Source organism: Guptibacillus sedimenti (assembly GCF_028610665.1).
Classification (GTDB): domain Bacteria; phylum Bacillota; class Bacilli; order Bacillales; family Guptibacillaceae; genus Guptibacillus; species Guptibacillus sedimenti.
This window is the reverse complement of record NZ_JAQQWV010000001.1, coordinates 184346-206036: the sequence shown is the minus strand read 5'-3', so window position 1 is coordinate 206036 and position 21691 is coordinate 184346. Positions and strand designations below refer to the sequence as shown.

Annotated in this window: 28 protein-coding genes; 5 read left to right on the top strand and 23 right to left on the bottom strand. The window is 43.9% G+C overall.

All coding sequences use genetic code 11. The features are described 5' to 3' along the window. Nucleotide 1: 1 nt before the first annotated feature. From PQ578_RS01080 to PQ578_RS01070, 3 genes are read right to left on the bottom strand one after another with little or no spacing between them, the layout of a single operon-like run. Nucleotides 2–1123: an NADH-quinone oxidoreductase subunit C gene (locus PQ578_RS01080; protein WP_273831798.1), complete on the bottom strand. Its 1122-nt coding sequence runs from the start codon at nt 1121–1123 to the stop codon at nt 2–4. After that, nucleotides 1120–1638, bottom strand: coding sequence for a NuoB/complex I 20 kDa subunit family protein (locus PQ578_RS01075; RefSeq protein ID WP_142329594.1), 519 nt, complete (start codon nt 1636–1638; stop codon nt 1120–1122). Before PQ578_RS01075 ends, PQ578_RS01080 begins: the two co-directional genes overlap by 4 nt. Then, nucleotides 1629–2006 carry an NADH-quinone oxidoreductase subunit A gene (locus PQ578_RS01070; RefSeq protein WP_273831797.1) on the bottom strand — a complete coding sequence of 126 codons (378 nt, stop codon included), beginning with the start codon at nt 2004–2006 and terminating at the stop codon, nt 1629–1631. The genes PQ578_RS01075 and PQ578_RS01070 overlap by 10 nt, the downstream gene beginning before the upstream one ends. A 119-nt stretch (nt 2007–2125) precedes the next feature. Here PQ578_RS01070 and PQ578_RS01065 point away from each other — a divergent pair, with 119 nt between their 5' ends. Together PQ578_RS01065 and PQ578_RS01060 are read left to right on the top strand one after the other, a co-directional pair. Further along, nucleotides 2126–2611 carry a YbgA family protein gene (locus PQ578_RS01065; RefSeq protein ID WP_273831796.1) on the top strand — a complete coding sequence of 162 codons (486 nt, stop codon included), beginning with the start codon at nt 2126–2128 and terminating at the stop codon, nt 2609–2611. A gap of 55 nt (nt 2612–2666) precedes the next feature. Beyond that, nucleotides 2667–3221, top strand: a complete 555-nt coding sequence (locus PQ578_RS01060) for a DUF1697 domain-containing protein (RefSeq protein ID WP_273831795.1) — start codon at nt 2667–2669, stop codon at nt 3219–3221. Between the two features lie 51 nt (nt 3222–3272). On the opposite strand, the gene PQ578_RS01055 is transcribed toward PQ578_RS01060, so the two are convergent. The 15 genes from PQ578_RS01055 to PQ578_RS00985 all read right to left on the bottom strand — a co-directional run bounded on the left by PQ578_RS01055 (nt 3273) and on the right by PQ578_RS00985 (nt 15200). Beyond that, the gene (locus PQ578_RS01055; protein WP_098445384.1) at nt 3273–3674 is read right to left on the bottom strand and encodes a F0F1 ATP synthase subunit epsilon; all 402 of its coding nucleotides are present in this window, start codon (nt 3672–3674) and stop codon (nt 3273–3275) included. A gap of 424 nt (nt 3675–4098) precedes the next feature. Then, nucleotides 4099–5508 (bottom strand): F0F1 ATP synthase subunit beta, encoded by a 1410-nt coding sequence (atpD, locus tag PQ578_RS01050; RefSeq protein WP_159786297.1) that lies wholly within the window; start codon nt 5506–5508, stop codon nt 4099–4101. Nucleotides 5509–5819: 311 nt separating this feature from the next. Continuing rightward, a complete protein-coding gene (locus PQ578_RS01045) occupies nt 5820–6683 on the bottom strand; it encodes a F0F1 ATP synthase subunit gamma (RefSeq protein WP_159786300.1) in 864 nt (287 codons plus the stop codon). A 49-nt stretch (nt 6684–6732) separates the two neighbouring features. After that, on the bottom strand, nt 6733–8241 hold the full coding sequence (gene atpA, locus PQ578_RS01040; protein ID WP_098445386.1) for a F0F1 ATP synthase subunit alpha: 1509 nt from the start codon (nt 8239–8241) through the stop codon (nt 6733–6735). A 19-nt stretch (nt 8242–8260) separates the two neighbouring features. Then, nucleotides 8261–8815, bottom strand: coding sequence for a F0F1 ATP synthase subunit delta (locus PQ578_RS01035; RefSeq protein ID WP_224881521.1), 555 nt, complete (start codon nt 8813–8815; stop codon nt 8261–8263). After that, on the bottom strand, nt 8812–9321 hold the full coding sequence (gene atpF, locus PQ578_RS01030) for a F0F1 ATP synthase subunit B (RefSeq protein ID WP_098445388.1): 510 nt from the start codon (nt 9319–9321) through the stop codon (nt 8812–8814). The genes PQ578_RS01035 and atpF overlap by 4 nt, the downstream gene beginning before the upstream one ends. Nucleotides 9322–9424: 103 nt before the next feature. Beyond that, entirely contained in the window at nt 9425–9637 is a 213-nt protein-coding gene (atpE, locus tag PQ578_RS01025) for a F0F1 ATP synthase subunit C (RefSeq protein WP_048311363.1), read from the bottom strand. 64 nt (nt 9638–9701) lie between these two features. After that, the gene (gene atpB / locus PQ578_RS01020) at nt 9702–10412 is read right to left on the bottom strand and encodes a F0F1 ATP synthase subunit A (protein ID WP_165998647.1); all 711 of its coding nucleotides are present in this window, start codon (nt 10410–10412) and stop codon (nt 9702–9704) included. A 19-nt stretch (nt 10413–10431) separates the two neighbouring features. Continuing rightward, nucleotides 10432–10800, bottom strand: a complete 369-nt coding sequence (locus PQ578_RS01015) for an ATP synthase subunit I (protein WP_159786316.1) — start codon at nt 10798–10800, stop codon at nt 10432–10434. Continuing rightward, a complete protein-coding gene (locus PQ578_RS01010) occupies nt 10801–11031 on the bottom strand; it encodes an AtpZ/AtpI family protein (protein ID WP_224881516.1) in 231 nt (76 codons plus the stop codon). 301 nt (nt 11032–11332) lie between these two features. Continuing rightward, nucleotides 11333–11962, bottom strand: a complete 630-nt coding sequence (gene upp / locus PQ578_RS01005; RefSeq protein WP_098445392.1) for a uracil phosphoribosyltransferase — start codon at nt 11960–11962, stop codon at nt 11333–11335. Between the two features lie 185 nt (nt 11963–12147). Further along, the gene (gene glyA / locus PQ578_RS01000; RefSeq protein WP_273831794.1) at nt 12148–13395 is read right to left on the bottom strand and encodes a serine hydroxymethyltransferase; all 1248 of its coding nucleotides are present in this window, start codon (nt 13393–13395) and stop codon (nt 12148–12150) included. Nucleotides 13396–13532: 137 nt separating this feature from the next. Continuing rightward, nucleotides 13533–14105, bottom strand: coding sequence for a TIGR01440 family protein (locus PQ578_RS00995; protein WP_224881512.1), 573 nt, complete (start codon nt 14103–14105; stop codon nt 13533–13535). 13 nt (nt 14106–14118) lie between these two features. Beyond that, nucleotides 14119–14562: a ribose 5-phosphate isomerase B gene (gene rpiB / locus PQ578_RS00990; protein ID WP_160918209.1), complete on the bottom strand. Its 444-nt coding sequence runs from the start codon at nt 14560–14562 to the stop codon at nt 14119–14121. A gap of 2 nt (nt 14563–14564) precedes the next feature. Then, nucleotides 14565–15200 carry a low molecular weight protein arginine phosphatase gene (locus tag PQ578_RS00985; RefSeq protein WP_098445397.1) on the bottom strand — a complete coding sequence of 212 codons (636 nt, stop codon included), beginning with the start codon at nt 15198–15200 and terminating at the stop codon, nt 14565–14567. A gap of 139 nt (nt 15201–15339) precedes the next feature. Between PQ578_RS00985 and hflK the strand changes: the two genes are divergently transcribed. Both hflK and hflC read left to right on the top strand, forming a co-directional pair. After that, nucleotides 15340–16305, top strand: a complete 966-nt coding sequence (hflK, locus tag PQ578_RS00980) for an FtsH protease activity modulator HflK (protein WP_160918211.1) — start codon at nt 15340–15342, stop codon at nt 16303–16305. Beyond that, complete coding sequence (gene hflC, locus PQ578_RS00975) at nt 16298–17227, top strand: protease modulator HflC (protein ID WP_420541498.1); 930 nt, start codon at nt 16298–16300, stop codon at nt 17225–17227. The genes hflK and hflC overlap by 8 nt, the downstream gene beginning before the upstream one ends. Before the next feature lie 172 nt (nt 17228–17399). On the opposite strand, the gene PQ578_RS00970 is transcribed toward hflC, so the two are convergent. Then, nucleotides 17400–17957 carry a manganese efflux pump MntP gene (locus PQ578_RS00970; protein WP_273831793.1) on the bottom strand — a complete coding sequence of 186 codons (558 nt, stop codon included), beginning with the start codon at nt 17955–17957 and terminating at the stop codon, nt 17400–17402. A gap of 143 nt (nt 17958–18100) precedes the next feature. On the opposite strand from PQ578_RS00970, the gene PQ578_RS00965 reads away from it, so the two are divergent. Next, the gene (locus PQ578_RS00965; RefSeq protein WP_159786343.1) at nt 18101–18361 is read left to right on the top strand and encodes a DUF2533 family protein; all 261 of its coding nucleotides are present in this window, start codon (nt 18101–18103) and stop codon (nt 18359–18361) included. A gap of 41 nt (nt 18362–18402) precedes the next feature. Here the strand turns inward: PQ578_RS00965 and PQ578_RS00960 are convergent, their stop codons facing one another. From PQ578_RS00960 to prmC, 4 genes are all read right to left on the bottom strand, one after another. Then, entirely contained in the window at nt 18403–19443 is a 1041-nt protein-coding gene (locus PQ578_RS00960) for an L-threonylcarbamoyladenylate synthase (protein ID WP_273833212.1), read from the bottom strand. A gap of 188 nt (nt 19444–19631) precedes the next feature. Continuing rightward, complete coding sequence (locus tag PQ578_RS00955; RefSeq protein WP_273831791.1) at nt 19632–20063, bottom strand: GNAT family N-acetyltransferase; 432 nt, start codon at nt 20061–20063, stop codon at nt 19632–19634. 76 nt (nt 20064–20139) lie between these two features. Further along, nucleotides 20140–20748, bottom strand: coding sequence for a stage II sporulation protein R (spoIIR, locus tag PQ578_RS00950; RefSeq protein WP_273831790.1), 609 nt, complete (start codon nt 20746–20748; stop codon nt 20140–20142). Nucleotides 20749–20841: 93 nt separating this feature from the next. Continuing rightward, entirely contained in the window at nt 20842–21687 is an 846-nt protein-coding gene (gene prmC, locus PQ578_RS00945) for a peptide chain release factor N(5)-glutamine methyltransferase (RefSeq protein ID WP_273833210.1), read from the bottom strand. Nucleotides 21688–21691 lie beyond the last annotated feature (4 nt).

Below are 21691 nucleotides of genomic sequence, written 5' to 3'. Positions count from 1 at the left end.
GCTACACCTCCACATCATATGGCTCATAATCTTTTCGAAGCGGATGGCCGATCCAGTCATCCGGCATCATGATTCGCGTCAAATTCGGATGCCCATTGAAAACAATGCCTAACAGATCATATCCTTCTCGCTCAGGCCAGTTTGCTCCAGCCCAAAGGGATGTCAACGAATCTACGACAGGTTTGTCTCGATCAATCTTCACTTTTAAGGCAACGCTCTGGCGATTTTGATACGAATACAGGTGGTTGTAAATTTCCATATGAGTCTCAAAGTCGGTGCCGTGCGTTTCAGAAAGATAATCAAAAGCAAGAAGCTCATTGTATTTAAGAAACTGCGCCACTTTTAAGTACGTTTCTTTCCTCGCCACAAGCGTCGGCACGTCTTTGGCGAGACGATTAATATAAGCATCTTCAAGAAGGTCGTCCCCAAGGTTTTCTCGAATGATGTGCAGGTACCGGTCAAGCACAGGCTGATTTGGTGATGGCCTTTCTTCTTTTAAAGGCTCTTCCATTTCCGAAGCAGCCTTCTTTGCTTTAGCAGCAGCGGCTTTTGCCTTTGCAGCTGCGATCGCTTTTGCCTTCTCATCCGTAGTAGTATCGGAACTACCTGCCTCTTTTTGCTTTCTTAGGGCTGCCGCTTTCGCCTTTGCAGCAGCTACGGCTTTCTTTTTCGCAAGGGTAGCTTCGTCGTCACCTCCACCGCCGTTCTCCATTTCTTTCTGCTTTTTCAACGCAGCGGCTTTCGCCTTTGCGGCAGCGACCGCCTTCTTTTTCGCGAGGGCGACATCGTCTTCTGATGCATCCTGATCCGTTACGTTTTGGTTCTTTTCTTTTTTCAGCGCCGCCGCTTTCGCCTTCGCAGCTGCGACTGCTTTCTTTTTCGCAAGTTCAACGTCTTCTTCCTCCGCTACGCTGTTCTGTTCACTTTGCTCCATTTCTTTTTGCTTTTTCAGCGCAGCTGCTTTTGCTTTAGCTGCTGCGACCGCTTTTTTCTTTTGAAGCTCAAGGTCATCGGCGGGATTCTCGGCTTCCGCTTTCTTTTTCCGTAACTCAGCTGCCTTCCGTTTTGCTTCTTCTACGGCTTTTCGCTTTGCTTCCAGCTCTTCTGGTGTTTGATCGCTCATCGATTCGTCACCCGCTTTCCGGTGCGCGCTTCATAGCGAATTTTTTCTTGTAGTTTATTTATGCCGTATATGAGGGCTGCTGGGTTTGGCGGACAGCCAGGGATATACACATCAACAGGAACGATTTGATCCACTCCTTTAACCACTGCATAGGAGTTAATATATGGGCCGCCCGCTGTCGCACATGAGCCCATCGCAATGACCCATTTTGGTTCAGGCATTTGATCATAAAGACGCTTTAGTACAGGAGCCATTTTTTTCGTTACGGTTCCTGATACAATCATGACATCAGACTGTCTTGGCGATGTTCGAAAAAACGTTCCAAAGCGATCAAGGTCATAGTGGGAAGCTCCCGAACCCATCATTTCGATTGCACAGCAGGCGAGACCAAACGTTAACGGCCAGAGCGAATTGCTTCGTGCCCAGGCCTTTACATTTTCAAGCGTTGCGAGAAAAACATTATGCTTCATTTCCTCGTATTCTTCCGGCGTTATATTTTCTAAGTTCAAATCCATTTCAACACCTTCTTTTTCCATGCGTATAGTAAGCCAATTAATAGCATGACAATAAAGATCATCATTTCGATGAACGCAAAGAAACCAAGCTTTTGATAGGCAACAGCCCATGGATACAAGAAAACAGTTTCGACATCAAAGATGACAAAAAGCAGTCCGAATAAATAATAACGAACGTTATACTGAATCCAGCTTTGGTGAAACGGCTCTATGCCGCTTTCATAGGTTGTTTGTTTCTCAGATGTTGGATTTGAGGGACGAAGGAATCTTCCTGCCGTTAGGGCAACAGCTGGAAGGAGAAGGCCAAGGAAAAGGAACATGATTACGAAGAGGTAACTATTTTGGTACACGTTAAGTGATTCACCCATGAAGGTCTCTCCTCTCATCGTGCTGTAAGTTGCTAGTCTTGTATACTAATTCAACATCCCCACTCTTATTCTTGCTTTTATTTGTAAGTTTTTTTAAAATTTCGAACAGAGGTGATCAAATGAGCGATAAACGAATCCGAACGCTGACAGAAAAGCTGTGGGCAAGAAATAAATATACGGTGATGGCCAAAGGCTATGAACATTACAAAAAGATAGGAAATTCATTAAAAAAAGCGAAATCTCCTGAAGAATTGCTTTACGTCTATGACTTACTAAAGGAAACCTTAACTCTTCCCTATACTAAAAAAGGTATGCGGACAACACTCCAACATATGTGGGGCTATTTCAAAAAAAGAGCAACAAGTGAGGAGAAAGATGAATTTATCGCCGCTATGAATAAGCAACTATCTGCTTTAGATCCCTTAACCGATCACAACATTGAACTGTTTCGTATGCAGCTTTTGAAGCTACTCAAAACGTATCCGTCTGATTATTTGTTACAAAGCAGCTTTGTTCAACCACAGAGGAAATGGAATGAGGTATATGATCAAAAACAGATGAAGATTGTCTCGAGAGAAGATTATTTAGAAAGCAGTGAAAAATAAAAGGATTTCCACGTTAGCATCGCGTAGTTAACCAACAAAAGAAGGTGGGATGAAAATGACAACCTATGTCGGATTATTAAGGGGCATTAACGTCGGCGGTAAGAATAAAATCAACATGTCCGAATTGCGCGATGCCCTTTCAAATGAAGGGTTTCAGCATGTGAAAACGTATATTCAAAGTGGGAACGTTTTGTTTCAATCAGAGGAATCTGAAGTCCTTTTAAGAAAAAAGATGGAACAGATTATTCGTAAACAGTTTGAATTAAAGGTCCCCATCGTTTTAAGGACCGCTGTAGAGTGGAAGAACTTGATCGAAAACTGTCCTTTTCATGACGAACAAATTTCAAAAGCGCAGGAAACAGCGATTGGAGAAAGTCTTTATGTGGCAATGGTAGGAGAACCTCTCTTAGCGGATGACGAAAAGAAACTTCTCACTTATGCATCTGAAACCGAAGAATGTGAGATTAGAGGTAGGGAAATTTATTTACTGTTTCATGAGAGCATTCGAAATTCAAAACTTGCGGCCTTCATCACTCGGTCTAATGAGTATGCGACCGTACGAAATTGGAAAACGATTAACAAAATGAATAGCTTACTACCGAATGTATAGTCTTAATTGCAAAAAAAGCACCAGCGGGAAATTCCCGCTGGTGCTTTCCATTTATTTACCTGCCAAATCAAGGCGGTTGATTGCACGCTTAAGCGCTAGCTCAGCGCGTTTGAAATCAACATTGTCTTGCTTCGCTTGATCCAAGCGTTGTTCTGCTCTTTCCTTCGCTGCACGCGCGCGTTCCACGTCAATATCAGAAGGTAATTCAGCAGACTCTGCAAGGATCGTTACTTGCTTTGGCCTTACTTCAACAAACCCACCGCTAACGGCCAGTAAATGTGTATCCGCTCCATTTTTGAAACGCACCGCATTGATTGTAAGAGGGGCAACAAGCGGAATGTGTCCTGGTAAAATACCGAGCTCACCGCTCTTTGCTTTTACGCTGACCAATTCAGCTTCCCCTTCGTATACCGGGCCGTCAGGGGTGACTACACTGACTTTCAATGTATTCATCGTACCCCTCCCTGGGTGTGGTGATCGGAATTTAGAAAAGCGTAAGCGCCTTGGTCACCCCCGACAAGCTTAAGGCGAGCATCAATGTGGCGGTCTTTGCCACAATGATGATTGACTTAAGACCTCGAGGGGGTAGGCGCTGGAGCTAGACATCGACAGCATTGGCAGTCGCCTCCGCTTTTCATTGTCTAGCTACATGGGCCAAATCTTCCGGCTGTTTCACCCATTCGATTGAGACAAAAAGCGTCTCATTCTCATGGCCTCCAACATCCTGCAGATTTAATCAGGCCCATTCCGCTTTTCATTGTCTAGCTGCATGGGCCAAATCTTCCTGCTGTTTCACCCATTCGATTGAGACAAAAAGCGTCTCATTCTCATGGCCTCCAACATCCCGCAGATTTAATCAGGCCCAATCCGCTTTTCATTACGCCATTTGTTTCGCTTTCTCTACTACTTCTTCAATTGTCCCAACAAGACGGAATGCGTCCTCTGGAATATCATCGTGTTTACCATCAAGGATTTCTTTGAATCCTTTGATTGTTTCTTTAACTGGTACGTATGAACCTTTTTGTCCAGTAAACTGTTCAGCTACGTGGAAGTTCTGAGAAAGGAAGAACTGAATGCGACGAGCGCGAGAAACAGTTAGCTTATCTTCATCAGAAAGCTCATCCATACCAAGGATTGCGATGATGTCTTGAAGCTCTTTGTAGCGCTGAAGTGTTTGTTGCACTTCACGCGCCGTGTTGTAGTGCTCATCTCCAACGATTTCCGGAGAAAGCGCACGAGAAGTTGAAGCAAGTGGATCCACCGCAGGGTAGATACCTTGCTCAGATAGTTTACGTTCAAGGTTTGTTGTTGCATCAAGGTGAGCAAACGTCGTTGCCGGAGCCGGGTCAGTATAGTCATCGGCTGGTACGTAGATTGCCTGGATTGAAGTAACAGAACCTTTGTTAGTTGACGTAATACGCTCTTGAAGTTGACCCATCTCAGTAGCAAGTGTAGGCTGGTAACCTACTGCTGATGGCATACGTCCAAGCAATGCCGATACCTCTGAACCAGCTTGTGTAAAGCGGTAGATGTTATCGATAAAGAGAAGAACGTCTTGTCCTTGCTCATCACGGAAGTATTCTGCCATTGTAAGACCTGAAAGGGCAACACGCATACGTGCACCTGGTGGTTCGTTCATCTGACCGAATACCATTGCTGTTTTCTTAATAACACCAGAATCAGTCATCTCGTAGTAAAGGTCATTACCTTCACGCGTACGTTCACCAACACCAGCGAATACAGAAATACCGCCGTGCTCTTGTGCGATGTTGTTGATCAATTCCTGGATAAGTACCGTTTTACCTACACCGGCACCACCGAAGAGACCGATCTTACCACCTTTAACGTATGGTGCAAGAAGATCAACTACTTTGATTCCTGTTTCAAGAATATCCGTTGTTGTTGAAAGGTTCTCAAATACTGGTGCAAGACGGTGAATCGGATCGCGGCGAACTTCGCCGAGCTCTTCATTAAGGTCAATTTTCTCACCTAGTACGTTAAATACACGTCCTAGTGTGATATCTCCAACTGGAACGGAGATTGGTGCACCTGTATCTAGAGCATCAACTCCACGTACAAGTCCGTCTGTTGAACCCATTGCTACGGTACGAACAGAGTTATCGCCAAGGTGAAGCGCGACTTCAAGCGTCAATTCGATGCTCTCTTCAGCACCGGTTTGAGCGATATAGTTAACTTTAAGGGCGTTGTAGATTTCTGGGAGCTTGCCGCTCTCAAACTTAACGTCTACAACCGGACCCATAACCTGGGTAATGTATCCCTTGTTCATCCTGTTCCCTCCTAACTTGCTTTAAGCTGCCTTTGAAAGTAAACCTTTCAAATAGCATTTATGGTTTATCGTAGTATTGTCTAGCTACGGCTCCTGGCCCCTCGATCGTTTCACCTTTTCGATTGAATACAAAAAACGTATTCATTCGAAAAGCCTCCAACGATTTTCGGGTCCAAACAGTCGCCTTCGCTTTTCGTTTGTCCAGCTATAGTGGCCAGGCCCTCGAGTCGCTTCACCTTTTCGATTGAACACAAAGGCCGTGTTCATTCGAAAAGCCTCCAGCGCTTGTCGGGCCTAAACGGCCACTTCCGCTATTCTAACGCCGCCGCACCAGACACAATCTCAGTAAGCTCCTGAGTGATTGAAGCCTGACGAGCACGGTTGTAAGAAAGTGTAAGGTCGCCGATAAGATCGTCCGCATTGTCTGTCGCACTTCTCATCGCTGTCATACGAGATGCGTGCTCTGCTGCTTTCGCATCGAGAAGCGCTCCGTAGATCAAGCTTTCAGCATATTGAGGAAGGAGGATTTCAAGAATTTCTTCTTCTGATGGCTCATACTCGTAGCTTGCGAGTGATTTGCCTCCACCAGTCTCAATATCCGTTAACGGAAGAAGCTTTCTTTCCGTTAAATCTTGCTGAATGGCACTTACATAGTGGTTGTAATAAAGATAAAGCTCATCGAAAGCTCCATCTTCAAACATCCCAACTGTTCGAGATGCAATGTCTTTAATGTCTGCAAAAGCAGGCTGATCTGAAAGACCAACGACACTTTCAACAACAGGCATTCCGCGCTTTTTAAAGAAGGAAAGTCCTACTTTACCAGCTACGATAATCGCATACTCATCAGTTGAGTTATGACGCTCATTAATTGTTCTATACACATGACGTAGTACCGAGCTATTGTATGCCCCAGCAAGTCCACGGTCAGATGTGATCACCACATAGCCCGTTTTCTTCACTTCACGACTTTCTAGCATCGGATGACTTCCGCCGCTTGATCCATTTGCAATGCTTCCAACAACTTCTTGAATTTTCTCCATGTATGGAACGAATGACTTGGCATTCATTTCAGCACGGTTCAATTTCGCAGCCGAAACCATCTGCATTGCTTTTGTAATCTGCTTTGTTTTCTTCGTCGATGTAATTCTCGACTTAATATCGCGTAAAGATGCCATTCATTTCACCACCTTTTAAGCTGGCCGCGGCGTTTCCGCCGCATCCCTCTTATTCAGATACTGCGAAGCTCTTTTTGAATTCTTCGATTGCACCGTTGAATTCTTTTTCATCAGGAAGAGCTTTTGTTTCACGAATTGTATTGAAAATGTCTTTCTTGTTGTGTTCGATCCATGTCATCATTTCAGATTCAAAACGCTGGATATCAGTAACCGGGATATCGTCAAGGAATCCACGAGTTAGAGCGTAGAGAATCGCAACTTGCTTCTCAACTGCAAGTGGCTTGTTTAGCCCCTGCTTAAGAACTTCAACCGTACGAGCACCGCGGTTCAGCTTCGCTTGTGTTGCTTTATCAAGATCAGATCCGAACTGAGCAAATGCTTCTAGCTCACGGTATGATGCAAGGTCAAGACGTAGTGTACCGGCAACCTTCTTCATCGCTTTAATCTGAGCGGAACCTCCTACACGGGATACGGAAAGACCGGCGTTAACCGCTGGACGTACACCCGAGAAGAAAAGATCAGATTGAAGGAAGATCTGTCCATCAGTGATGGAGATAACGTTAGTTGGGATATAAGCTGATACGTCGCCAGCTTGTGTTTCGATAAACGGAAGGGCAGTTAGTGAACCTGCTCCTTTTGCATCACTAAGCTTCGCTGCACGCTCAAGAAGGCGTGAGTGAAGATAGAATACATCCCCTGGATATGCTTCACGACCTGGAGGACGACGAAGTAGTAGGGAAAGTTCACGGTATGCAGAAGCCTGCTTTGTTAAATCATCGTATACAACAAGAACGTGCTTGCCGTTATACATGAATTCTTCACCCATTGTTACACCAGCATATGGCGCAAGGAAAAGAAGTGGAGAAGGCTGAGATGCGCCTGCAGTTACAACGATTGTGTAATCAAGTGCACCCTGCTTACGAAGCGTTTCAACAACGCCACGTACCGTAGATTCTTTCTGACCAATTGCAACGTAGATACAGATCATATCTTCGTCTTTTTGGTTTAGGATTGTATCGATTGCAATCGAAGTCTTACCAGTCTGACGGTCACCGATGATTAGCTCACGCTGTCCGCGTCCGATTGGAATAAGAGAGTCAATTGCTTTGATTCCTGTTTGAAGTGGCTCATGTACTGATTTACGATCCATAACCCCTGGTGCTGGGCTTTCGATCGGACGAGTTTTTGTTGTACCTAGTGGGCCCTGTCCATCAACAGGTTGTCCAAGAGGGTTTACAACACGGCCAAGAAGTTCTTCACCGACTGGAACTTCCATGATGCGTCCAGTACGACGTACTTCATCGCCTTCACGAATTTCAGTGTATGGTCCAAGGATAATGATACCAACGTTGCTCTCCTCTAGATTCTGAGCCATACCCATAACACCGTTTGAAAATTCAACAAGCTCTCCTGCCATCACGTTATCGAGACCGTGGGCACGAGCAATACCATCACCAATCTGGATAACGGTACCAACATCATCAACTTTAATATCAGTTTGATAATTTGCGATTTGCTGCTTGATCAGCGCACTGATTTCTTCAGCATTGATGCTCATGCATATTCACCCCTATCTTCTAGCTCTTCGCTGAAACTAATTCTCGTTCCATGCGTTTAAGTTTTCCGCTAATGCTACCGTCAAAAATGCGATTACCAATACGTACTTTAATACCACCGATTAAAGTAGGATCGATCACATTCTCGATCAGAAGCGTTGTTTTGCCTACTCGTTTCGCAAATACTGCAGAGACTTTCATCTGCTCCTCTTCCGTTAGAGGCTTCACAGAATAAACTTTCGCTACTGCTGTTTGCTTTTGTTCATATGCTAATGTTTCATATTGGTCAACAAGTTCGAAAACGATTGCTGTACGCTTACGTTCGATCAGTGTAAGAAGCAAATTCATCACGTGAGTGGAGAGAGACGACCCAAAACTAGTCTGAATCATGTTCTTCTTCTCAGCTGTTGTGAATTTTGGATGCTTCAACACATTCATTAAATCTGGCGTTTGATGAAAGACATCTTTAACAACAGTTAGCTCATTCTTGATTTGCTCGACGTTATCGTTCTCACGAGCGATGTCAAAAAGAGCACCGGCATAACGTTTTGCGATTACTGCATGTTCTCTACTCATTTCTGATCGCCTGCCTGGTCAAGATACTCATCGATCAGCTGCTTTTGTGCACGCTCATCAAGTTCCTTCTCAACAACTTTTGAAGCAATCATGACAGATAAAGAAGCTACCTGTTCACGTAGAGAGGCAACTGCACTTTCACGTTCACGCTTGATTTCAGCAGTAGCCGCTTCTTTCAAACGCTCGGATTCAAGACGAGCCGCTTCAATCATTTCCTGACCTTGTTGGTCAGCCATTTGTTTTTGATTCTCAAGCATAGCTTTCGCTTCCTGACGAACACGCTTCATTTCATCGCGCTGCTCATTCAAGAATGCTTCAGCTTCTTTACGGTTCTTCTCAGCTGAGTCGATTTCGTTCGCAATGTGCTGCTCACGTTCTTTCATGATGCCCATGAGCGGACCCCATGCAAACTTCTTAAGTAGTGCAAGAAGAACAATAAATGCGACAAGTTGGAAAAGAATATCGCCTGCAGCAAATCCTGCTCCTAGAATTAAACTATTGAACACCGTGTTCACTCCCTTCAGAGGTCATACAAAACGAATGGCGAAGGTTTCATTTCGAAACTTTCTCCGCCATCATGAAACAAATCTGTATCCTTATCTAATTGAATTATTGACCCATTACGATAAATGCAATAACGACCGCAATAATTGGAAGTGCCTCAACTAGTGCAATACCGATAAACATTGTTGTTTGAAGCGTACCACGAAGTTCTGGCTGACGAGCAATTCCCTCAACTGTACTCTTTACGATAAGACCGTTACCAATACCGGCACCTACTGCCGCTAAACCTACTGCAATTGCAGCTGCTAATAAACCCATGCTAAATTTCCTCCTTATAATTCATAAATATTTTTATATAATAAAAACTCATTGATACCTTGTTTTAATGGTCGTCTGCCACTTTATGCGCCATGTAAACCATTGTTAGCATTGTAAAGATAAACGCCTGAATTGTACCGACAAAGATACTAAAACCTTGCCACAACAGCATAGGAAGAAAGGCTCCAAGCGCTCCAGCAATTCCTGCGCCACCGAGTCCTGCGAGAAGTCCAAGCAGAATTTCACCAGCGTAGATATTACCATAAAGACGAAGGCCAAGAGTTAAGGTGTTCGAGAATTCTTCAATAATTTTAAAAGGAAATAGGAATTTCAGTGGACTAACAAATCCTCTTCCGTACTCCTTCGCACCTTTCATCTTAATACCGTAATAATGTGTTAACAACACGACCATCGTTGCTAATGTTAGCGTGATCGTCGGATCTGCAGTTGGAGACTTCCACCAAAGTTCAGAATCGACGGCAATGGCGAACGGTAGCCCCAGCATGTTTGATACAAAGATATACATGAGTAGCGTCATCCCAAGAAACAGGAAGCGTCCACCAGTTTTCCAATCCATTGTGCTTCCAATAAGTCCTTTAACAAAGTCCATTACCCACTCAATGAAGTTCTGCAATCCCGTAGGTCGCATCGCTAAGGAGCGAGTTGTCACTACTGCAAGAATGAATACAATGGCAGAAGCAATCGTGATCATCAGAATATTGGATAGATTGAAAGTCATTCCTAAAAATTCAGTTGTAGGTGCATGATGTTCCAACAGCTTTTCACCTCTCTTCCTACTTAAAGCGTATTTTGGATGTTGAATCTATGAGAATGATAATGTAGGTGGTCATTAACCCAATTACCACACCTAGCAAATTGAAATACTCTGGGTACCTTAATGCAATCAGTACGCCGAGTCCAGCAACAGCCTGTCTTGTTAACAGACCTAGTGACCTAGCCTTTGTCCCTTTTACAGTAGCTTCACCAAGACGGTCAATCTTACGGAACATGTTGAATAGGTTGTAAATACTGAAAATGGTGCCAAGAATTAACCCGAGGAATAATGCTTTATATGAGGTAATCCCCCAACCCATTACGAAAATGGCGAGCAAATACAGGGTGAATTGCATGTAGCGGCGAAAACTTTGAGTGTATTCTGTCATTTAATCTTCCCCTGTAAACTTATGTAGAAGACGAACCAATCCATAAACTCCTCCGCCCAAACCGAGCAAAAGACCAATGATGAGAAAAAGTGGAAAAGTGTCGAATAGGCGATCCATCCATCTCCCCAAAAATACCCCCGTAAGGATCGATCCAACAAGATATGAAAGGATTGTCGTATAGAGAGCCATCGCCTTCAATAAAAGCGCTCCTTTGCTAGAAAGGTAAGTCATTGAAAAGGATGTTTCGAGTAAATGAAAACCTTATCACTATACCCTTTGTAAGTCTACAATAGGGTGTACATGATGTCAATGTGTTTGGAGGAAATGGTGTGATCAAATTCACAAATGAAAAAACGCTTAAAAAAGCCTGTAATACCAAGGATAGTAACGCTTACAGGAGGAGAGTTGTGTTAATCAAAGAAAACAGGGAATGATTCCCTGTTATTTAAGGTGGAATTTGTCACTTTTTTTTCACATTTGTTGATATCTCGACAAAAAAATCTCTTCCAGAGAAGGAAGAGATTTTTCCAAATTACTTCGTTCCGTACAAACGATCTCCGGCATCGCCGAGACCTGGAACAATGTATCCTTTTTCATTTAGTTTCTCATCAAGACCTGCGATGTAAATATCGACATCAGGGTGCGCATCGTTAAGAAGCTCTACGCCTTCAGGTGCTGCAATCAGACACATCATTTTAATGTTTTTCGCACCGCGTTTCTTAAGGGAGTTGATTGCTTCAACAGCCGAACCACCTGTAGCAAGCATTGGATCAATCACGATGAATTCACGTTCTTCAATATCAGCAGGAAGTTTTACATAGTATTCTACCGGTTGAAGCGTTTCAGGATCACGATAAAGACCAACGTGTCCTACTTTTGCAGCAGGAATTAACTTAAGAATTCCATCTGTCATGCCAAGACCGGCTCTTAGAATCGGAACTAGTCCAAGCTTTTTACCTGAAAGAACCTTTGATTTCGCTTCGGTTACAGGCGTTTTGACCATCACTTCTTCAGTCGGAAGCTCTCTTGTAATTTCATAAGCCATTAACGCTGCCACTTCGTCCACAAGTTCACGGAACTCCTTCGTTCCTGTTTTCTCATCACGAATGTATGTAAGCTTATGCTGAATCAACGGATGATCGAACACGTATACTTTACCCATCGTATGCACTCCCCTTTTCGTTTTGGTTTCGTTCCTAAATCTTCTTCGCAATTTTACAGAAAAACGCGAGTTGATTCAAGGCTTTCAAAAATGATGAAATATTCACGCTCTTCCCATTAAATAACGAAGGCTTATCCTTTTAGAAAAACGCCGGGAAATGATCATCTCCCGGCGTCCGTGTCTATTTAATAAGAAAGGTTTTCATACATTGGGAATTTAGCAGTAAGGTCTTGAACACGTTTCTCTGCTTTTTGAAGAGCATCCGTGTCTTCATGCCGCTTCAACACATCACCAATAATGCTTGCGATTTCTTCCATTTCTGCTTCACCAAACCCTCGAGACGTTACAGCTGCCGTACCGATACGAAGGCCGCTCGTTACGAATGGGCTTTGTGGATCAAATGGGATCGTATTTTTATTCGTTGTAATGCCTATATCATCAAGGGCTTTTTCAGCCACTTTCCCTGTCAAATCCAGGCTTTGTAAATCTAGAAGGACAAGGTGATTGTCCGTTCCGTTTGAGACGAGGTTAATGCCCTCTTTTTCAAGTGCTGAAGCGAGTTTTTTCGCATTTGCAACAACCTTTTCAGAGTAACCTTTAAAATCGTCAGAAAGAGCTTCACCGAAGGCAACCGCTTTTGCTGCGATCACATGCATGAGTGGTCCCCCTTGAATACCAGGGAAAATTGACTTATCAATTTTCTTCGCAAATTCTTCTTTACAAAGAATCATGCCGCCACGCGGGCCACGAAGGGTTTTATGTGTTGTTGTCGTTACGAAATGGGCGTGTGGCACAGGATTTGGATGATGACCAGTTGCAACTAGACCTGCAATATGCGCCATATCCACCATCAAGTAAGCATCCACTTCATCTGCAATTTCACGGAATCGTTTAAAATCAATTTCACGCGGATAAGCACTCGCACCCGCAACGATTAGCTTTGGACGGTGCGCTTTTGCTTTCTCAAGAACATCATCGTAGTCAATGCGATGTGAGTCTTTGTCAACGCCATACTCCACGAAGTTGTATTGCACGCCACTGAAGTTAACAGGGCTTCCGTGAGTCAAATGCCCACCATGAGAAAGGTTCATGCCAAGAACAGTATCACCCTGCTCAAGAATCGTGAAATAAACAGCCATGTTAGCTTGTGCGCCAGAGTGAGGTTGCACGTTCACATGCTCTGCACCAAACAGCTGCTTAGCACGGTCTCTTGCAATATTTTCAGCGACATCGACATATTCACAGCCACCGTAATAACGTCGGCCTGGATAGCCTTCCGCATACTTGTTAGTTAAAACAGACCCTTGTGCCTCCATAACGGCTTCTGATACAAAGTTCTCTGATGCGATAAGTTCAATCTTACTGCGCTGTCTACCAAGCTCGTCTTTCATTGCCTGTAAAAGTTCTTGATCCTGCTTTGCTAGGTTTTGCATTGATATCCCCTTTCCATCCCACACAAATTACCATTCGTGAACACGAACAGTTCGTATTTAATCTCGATTGCATTGTACCACAGAAGTTCGAATCCGTATATTAGATAAACGAACTAAATTATCGTTCGGTTTTAAGACTAAAAGCAGTGCTCATTTTTTCCTGGATACGACGCACGCTCTCCACCAATTAACTTTGGTCTTGAACGAACCATCGTCACGTGAGCCTCACCGATCGACGTGTGTCGCCCTCTCACAGGTACTGCTACATGCCGGATGTGCATACCAATAAACGTATCCCCTATATCAATCCCGGCATCTGCTGAAATGAACTCCACAAGGACCGGATCTGCCATGTTTGCATACGCATGCGTTGCCATGGAACCGCCTGCTCGTGTTGTCGGAATTGCTGCGACAATGTCATACCCTTTCGCATAAGCTGTTTCTCGTTCAACGACTAGTGCTCGATTTAAATGCTCGCAGCACTGAAAGGCAAGCTGAACACCTGTTTCTTTTTGAAAGACTTGAACACTTTCATAAATCGCTTCTGCAGCTGAAATGGTGCCGGCCGTTCCGATTCGCTGACCGACTACTTCACTTGAGCTCATCCCAACGACAAGTAAATGACGCTCTGAAAGACGCGCATCTTTCTGAAGATCTCCGAGCGCTTCTAGCGTATGACGGGTGATTTGACGCGCTGTTTGTTCATTCACAGAAAACGCCTCCTTATCCCTTTGCTTCGTATTCCGTAATCTTACCGACTCGTTTTGCATGGCGACCTGCTTCATACTCTGTCTCAAGCCACACCTTCGCAATTTCAGTCGCAAGTCCTGGTCCAATAATACGCTCGCCCATTGCTAAGACGTTGGAATCATTATGCTGTCTTGTGGCTTTCGCACTAAAAAGATCATGCACGAGCGCACAGCGAATGCCATTTACTTTATTGGCTGCAATCGACATTCCGATACCCGTACCACAAATTAAAATGCCGCGATCCGCTTCACCAGCCGCTACTTTCTCGGCTACAGGGATCGCATAGTCAGGATAATCAACTGAATCATGGCAGTCACAGCCAAGATCGATAGGCTCCATCCCTAATTCTTGAATCACGTGAATAATGTCTTCTTTAATTTTCACACCAGCATGATCGGCACCTACGGCAACTTTCATGGTTATCCCTCCAATTCTTCTCGATCGAGCCGCTCAATCATTCGCTCAATCGCTTCCTCAATTTCTGCATATGTTGTTCGATATTGCTCAATGGTTCCGCCAAACGGATCCGATATATCCATCGAAGGTAACGCTTGTTCAAGCGTTTGCAACTCACTTAACTCTTTTCTCATTTCTGCTTCGAATTGTTGACGCTTTTCGGCTTGTTTTTCTGTATCTAATTTTGTGATGTCATGAAGAAAGGCCGCTCGCTTCATTTCGATTTCAGCTGCTTTTTCCTGGTACTCATCGTACTTTTTTTCGTTTTCTGTTGCGGCATACTCTTTTAAGGTATACACCTTATGAGAAATTTCAGGAAAATCCCTAAGCACGAGCGCTTTATGGCTACTCGTCATCGTTAGGAGAAGATCGCCCCATTCTGCTAGATTCCGATCCAACATTTTCGCTGTATGCGTAAATGGCACGTTTTTCTCTTCTAAAAGTATTTCTACCTGACGGCTCGCCGGTGCGCCATTCGCTGCAAAAACGCCAGCCGATTTCGCTTCAATTTTGTTGTTTTTATTTTTTAAGATCACTTCCGCCATTGGGCTGCGGCATGTGTTACCTGTACACACAAATACAACTCTCACCTTGTCCACTTCCCTTCCCTTCTTATTATGAGAGAAGAAAGGGGATAAATCCACCCCTCGCGCGTAGCGAAAAAAACTTGAAGTTCTGAAACCTTTTTGTCATCTGTCCGTAATACTTGTTAGAAGCAAAACAAGGGGGGAAAGTCGCATGTCACAAAGAAAAGTCGTTATTTTAGCAGGAAGCATTGTTCTATTTCTTATTCTTGGCGTAATCCTCGTTACAAGCTGGTATACCGTGGATGAATCCGAGCAGGCTGTCATTATGACGTTCGGAAAAGTTGATGAAGAAATTAGCGATGCTGGTCTTCATTTTAAACTTCCATGGCCGATCCAGCAGGTCGATATTCTACCAAGAGAAACATTCAGCTTAACGTTCGGATACGATGAGGAAGATGGAAAGATTGTGGACTATCCAGAGGAAACCAAAATGGTTACTGGAGATGAAAACATCGTGCTCGCTGACCTTGTCGTTCAGTGGCGCATCACTAACCCAAAACAATACTTATATTACTCAGATGAACCGAAAGAAATACTCTACAATGCGACTTCTTCTTCATTAAGAGGCGTTATCGGTAGTTCCGAAATCGATGAAGCGCTAACGTCAGGAAAAGCGGAAATTGAAGGAAACGTCCGAGACATTCTTACTAAATTGATTGATCGCTACGAAATTGGCATTTCCATACTTGATGTAAAGCTTCAAGACGTGGAACTCCCAAATGATGAAGTACGAAAAGCGTTCACAAACGTTGTCGATGCGCGCGAACAAAAAGAAACGACCATCTACGGAGCGAAGAAATACAAAAACCAGGAACTGAGCGTTGTGGAGGGTCAAAAAGATGCGCGTATATCCAAAGCAGAAGGTGAAAAAGCACAACGAATCGAACAGGCGCGTGGGGATGTCGCCACATTTAACGCTCTGTACAATGAATACAAGAATAATCCAGATATCACAAGACAGCGACTTGTCTTAGAAACGCTTGAAGAAGTGCTACCTGATACAAAGATTTATGTTACCGATGAAGGCGGAGACACGGTGAAGTATTTACCGATTCAACCCGCCCAAGAAAAAACGACTGAAACACCGAAGCCAAAGGAGAGTGAAAAGAATGAGTGAGAACGTTTTTAATATGGATGAACATCGCCGTAAGATGAGTCCAGGCAAAATTGCAAAAAGCATTCTGCTTATTGTTCTCCTCCTCATTATCATTGGCAGTATTTTCAGCACTCTCTTCGTTGTAAAGGAAGGCGAGTACAAAGTGATTCGCCAATTCGGAGACGTTGTTAAGATTGAAACGGAGCCTGGACTAAAGATGAAGGTGCCCTTTATCCAATCTGTGACGACACTTCCAAAGTATCAAATGCTTTATGATGTGAATCCAGAAGAAATCACAACGAAAGATAAAAAGCGGATGACTGTTGATAACTATGCAGTTTGGTCAGTTAGTGATCCACAGGATATGATTACTAACGCACGGACAATCGAAAATGCGGAAGCAAAAATGGGGGAATTCATTTTCTCTGTTATTCGCTCAGAACTTGGTCAGCTTGAGTACGATCAGATCATTAACGAAGAAAAGTCGAATCGAGGCAGTTTTAATGACAATGTGCGAGAACGCGTGAATGAATTACTTGAACGCGATTCATACGGCATCCAAGTGACAGATGTGCGCATGAAGCGGACCGATCTTCCTGATGCGAATGAACAGTCTGTATACCAACGCATGATTTCAGAGCGTGAATCGAAAGCACAGGAGTACCTATCTCAAGGGGATGCTGACTCCGATCGAATCAAAGCAGAAACAGATAAAGAGGTTGATACGATCCTTGCCAAGGCCGATGCGGATGCGGAAGAAATTCGCGCAGAAGGTGAATCCGAAGCGGCTAAAATCTACAATAAAGCATTTAGCAAAGACCCCGAATTCTATGAACTTTACCGCACGCTTGAGTCGTATAAAACAACGCTTAACGACGAAACCGTGATTATGTTACCAGCAGATTCACCGTATGCGAGGCTTTTACAGGGCATTACGGAGTAAATTTTTTCAGGGAGGCCACTTGTATAACCGAGCGCCCTCCCTGAAAGTGCTTTATTGGCTAAATTCTCGTTTTATTGGCCAAACTGGGATTTTATTGGCCAAAAGTTCATTATATTGTCCAAAATCCATTTTTATTGGCCAAATCCCCACCAGCCCACACATCATCACACCATTACACGATCAACAACTTCAACCCAAAACAAAATAAGATGCAGCCTCCAAGCAGTTCGCTATAAGAACCGATCCAGCGTTGGAACTTTCGACCCATCATTAAACCAGACCAGGTTAAGAACATGCTGATCAGGCCGAACAATAGAATCGTGACAAATACTCTTGCTCCATAAATACCGAGACTTAGACCAACGGAAAAACTATCAAGGCTAACGCTCAACGAAAAAACAAGCAGGCCTAATCCGACAGGAGTTACAAACGGTTTATCTCGCGATGATAGCGAGGAAAGTCCCATTTGAATACCGAGTAACAGCAAAAGGCCGCCGCCCACCATCGTCGCGACTGTGCCAAAATGTTCGGATAAAACGCGGCCAATCATCATTCCGGCAAGAGGCATTCCCATATGAAATAGTCCAATCACCACACCGATTTTGGCAATTTGGCGGAGACGGAGCGGGATCATACCCATGCCAAGTCCAACTGAAAAAGCATCCATACCGAGAGCAAATGCCATTATGCTTAATGTGGCGAGCTCTCCAATTAATGCAGTGGAAATCATTCCATCTCCCCCCGAGACGTGCTATTCAACTTTTATGCACGTCCTCTTGAAAATAGAAGGGAAAGAATGAATAATAGATTAAGTAAGGCTCGTTAAGGGTAGTGTTTTAGTAATGATTGAGCCAAATTGGAGGAACAAATACGATGAGTGTGCATAAAGGGATTTCGAATCAGCTTAGTCAAAAAAACAGGGAAATTAATTTGTTTATTCAGTTAGATAAAGAGCGAGAAGCCGCAATTGCGCATGCCGCCGAATTATGTGCAGCTAACGAACCATTTACAACTGATCGCATTAACGAACTTTCTCTACAAATTAATGAACTTGCAAAACAAGGAAGCATCCCTACCCGTACGTACGTAACACCGCAAATGGTAGAAGAGTTCGTCAACAAAAAACGCAGCTAGTCTATAATAAAAACCCGCTCAAGGCCTGAGCGGGTTTTTTGCTATTCTTTGATCACACGATTGCTGGCTGCTTTTGATAGCCGGTTCATAACGGCTGCTCCTACGCCTTCATGTGTAAACATTTCGCTATAAATTTCATCAACGTCTGATTCATCGAACTGCCTTAGGACATCATACAAACGGTTCGCAACTGAAATCAGATCTGCTCTTGTTCCGCATGGGATGACCACGTCGGCACGGTACGTTGCTTTCGATTCTTCCGTTGCGAGAACACCAATCTTTTTACCTTCTGCTCTTCGCTTGTCCACAAGTGATTGCAAGTATGACGGGGAACCATCCACAAGCGTTACCGGAGCAGTCGGAGCATAGTGAGTGTACTTTACCCCAGGGGATTTGGGCTTTTGCCCATCGTCACTTAGCGCTGGATCCACGTTCACTTCCCCAACAACTTCTTCTAACTGCTCTTTCGTCACACCACCTGGACGAAGGATAGTCACATGATCTCCTGAACAATCCACAACCGTAGACTCAAGCCCTACACCTGTCGAACCGCCGTCTACAATACCAGCAATTCTGCCACTTAAATCATGAATCACATGTTTCGCTGTGGTTGGACTCGGTTTTCCTGATAAGTTTGCACTTGGCGCAGCAAGTGGTAAATTCGCCGCCTTTAAAAGCGCAAGTGCCACTGGATGGTCAGGCATGCGAATGGCCACCGTATCAAGCCCCGCGGTCACATTTGAAGCTACGCTCTTACCACCAGGTAATACAATCGTTAATGGGCCTGGCCAGAACGCATTCATTAGCTTATCCGCTTGTTTTGGAATATGTGATACTAACTTTTCCACATGTGGACGACTCGCCACGTGTACAATCAGTGGATTATCGGCAGGACGGCCTTTCGCACTGAATATTTTGGCCACAGCTTCTTCGGATAGCGCGTTTCCCCCTAGGCCATAGACGGTTTCAGTAGGAAAAGCGACGACTTCATTACGTTGTAAACATTCGGCAGCTTCCACAACCTGTGGATAAACTTTTTCACTATCCACATTTTCATCCACATACCAAACATTTGTGTGGATACCTTCCACGTTATTCACCTTCTTATTCAATAAATGCTAATAAACCCGGTTATTTCGGGATAATAAGTGATCTTTCCACAGAATTCTACACAATTCGTAAAAACGCTTCCTTTCGCTTAACACACAAGTATCCACACAATGTGGATAACATATGTTCGATTTGTGTATAACCATGTTGATGAGATCACCTAGTTTAAACGTTTTCTCATAATCACTCGCTGATCTGATTGATTGGAAAATAGCTCATTTTCCCTTACTAACTTCGGTACTTCTTCGACGGGAATTGTCGAGAAACCGAAAACTTGAAAGAAAAATGATTCTTCTTTTGAGGTAAGAAACAACTCGTCCAAATTTGCTTTTTTGGCAAAAAGAAGTACCTGATCAAAAAACTGTAATAATCGTTCAGAAGTTGATTCAGAGCTATTTAAGACGAGTGCTCTTAGGAGACCTGACGCACCTATCGTTTCAAGTCCAATCACGCCTAGCAGGTCTTTTTTTTCTGATTCTGCAATAAGAAACGACTCAATATCAGGTAGCCCGTCCACATCAAGGCCGGATTGCATAACAAAATTCCTAACGGCTACGGCATCATCTGTCGTTGCTTTTCTAACGAGAAACAAATGGATCTCCTCCTTCAGTTTTCACACAAAACCGTTCTGTTATGGTCTTATGCGTTGAAGAAGGAGAATAGACCAGTTAGCTGAATATTCCTTTCACCCAATCCACAATCGTATCCATGATTTTCACCAAGAAGAAGTCAACTTCCACGTCTTCTGCAGGCTCTTCTACAGGCGCATCGCTTTCCGCCTGAACAGCGTCCCCATTTGAGAAGTCAAGGAAACAAAGCGGTGGGAAAAGAACACACCACCAGTTATCCCCAAGACCTTCCCCAATTGTGATTAAGACGGCTTCGTAATCGCCGGCAGGGTAAACAAAATCGCCATACAGTTTCGTTGGGAAACCAACTTCTCCAAAGGAGACAGAAAATGATTCACGGCTACCGATTAACTCGAGCTCTTTTTTTACGATTGCTTCAATTTCATTTAGGTGACTTTTAATAACACGACGAGAATCTTCAATCGATGTTAAATCAGCAACCCACGCATTAATCGATTCATTAACTTCGTCACGAATGCGGCGTTTCACTGATTGGTCTTCTTCACTATTACTATTTGCTAAAATGCGAAGACGAATCGCTTCGTCTGGAATAATCTGCTGATTTGCTGTAACAACGCCCGAACCCTGGAGACTTGAAGCAAGAATAATAAATGAGATTAATAGATTAATAAGTCCTCTTTGATTCATCTTGTATCCCGTCCCTTCTAGCTCTCATTCTGGCCAGATTCATACGTTTTAAACGTAGAACTGTTCACCAGAATGCGAGTAGAATCGACAGGGTTACGTTACAATACCAAATACCATTCGTTCTTTCCCACTAATATCTTTCACAACCTCGACCTGAATACGCTCACCAAAAGAAGCTTCGAGCATTGCGGCAACTGTTCTTGCCTGCTTCTCGCCTACCTCAAATCCAATTAACCCTGGAGAAGAAATCAGCTCAGGCAAACCTTCCGCAAGTCGGCGATAAAGTACGTAGCCATCTTCTCCTCCTACAAGAGCACGAATCGGTTCATGGTCTCGAACTAATGGGTCAAGAGTGGCATATTCTTCTTCTGAAATGTAAGGAGGATTAGAAACGACGATATCAAACGTTTGTCCTTGTAACGGCTGAAGTAAATCACCGTGAAGAAACGAGATGGAAGCGTCAAGCTGACACGCATTTTCCTTCGCTACCTCGAGAGCCTCCTGAGAAATATCCACTGCTGTGACGTTTTGATTTTGCAGTTCTAGCGCTAGACTAATCGCAATCGCCCCGCTTCCGGTACCAATGTCGGCGATCGTGGCTTTTTCCGGGTTAGGAAACAGCCTTTTTGCCCTAGAAAGAATGCCTTCCACAAGCTCTTCTGTTTCAGGTCTTGGCACGAGGACATGATGATTCACGCGAAACGTTCTTCCGTAGAACTCTTCTTTTCCAACAATGTGCTGAACAGGAATGCCGCTAGCGTGCTGGTTTATTTTCGCTTCAAAACTTGCAAAATCCGGCATTTGATCTTGCATCTGAAGCAAGAGTTCTGTTCTTGATACATTTAACTCGTGTTTGATCAGCCACTCGGCAGCCGATGCTTCACGTCCGTACTTCTCTAAAAAAGAAGAAGCCCATTTAAGGGCTTCGAATACAGTCATCATA